Here is a 508-nt window from a genome sequence, read left to right as displayed (position 1 = left end):
TTGCTTAGGGTTGTGTCCATATTACGTGGGTAGGATCATTAAGCATTCTCAGCGTGGTTCAAAGATGCGGACGCCGCATCTTGTTCCCCTGTCGCGACAAGCTCTCGCCATTTTGGAAAAGATCAAAAGCATGAGTGGAAACCAAGAGCTGATTTTCGTGGGCGATCACGATCCGCGTAAGCCGATGAGTGAGAACACGGTGAACAAGGCTCTACGAGTGATGGGCTATGACACGAAAACGGAAGTGTGCGGGCATGGTTTCAGGACGATGGCTTGTAGTTCTCTGATAGAGTCAGGATTGTGGTCGAGGGATGCTGTGGAGCGGCAGATGAGCCATCAGGAACGTAACTCTGTACGTGCGGCCTACATTCATAAGGCTGAGCATTTGGGAGAGCGTAGATTGATGGTGCAATGGTGGGCGGATTATCTGGATGCTAATCGGGAGAAGAGGATTAGTCCTTTTGATTTTGCTAAATAGCTGCGCGGAATAGTAGATCACTTTGAGGGA

1 protein-coding gene is annotated in these 508 nt (G+C 49.6%); it reads left to right on the top strand.

The features are described 5' to 3' along the window. On the top strand, positions 1 to 478 hold a 478-nt coding region (locus JJB97_RS18350; RefSeq protein ID WP_238715524.1), incomplete at its 5' end, for a tyrosine-type recombinase/integrase. Positions 479 to 508 lie beyond the last annotated feature (30 nt).

This window comes from Tenebrionibacter intestinalis (assembly GCF_016632365.1).
Classification (GTDB): domain Bacteria; phylum Pseudomonadota; class Gammaproteobacteria; order Enterobacterales; family Enterobacteriaceae; genus Tenebrionibacter; species Tenebrionibacter intestinalis.
This window is presented reverse-complemented; position numbering and strand designations above follow the sequence as displayed.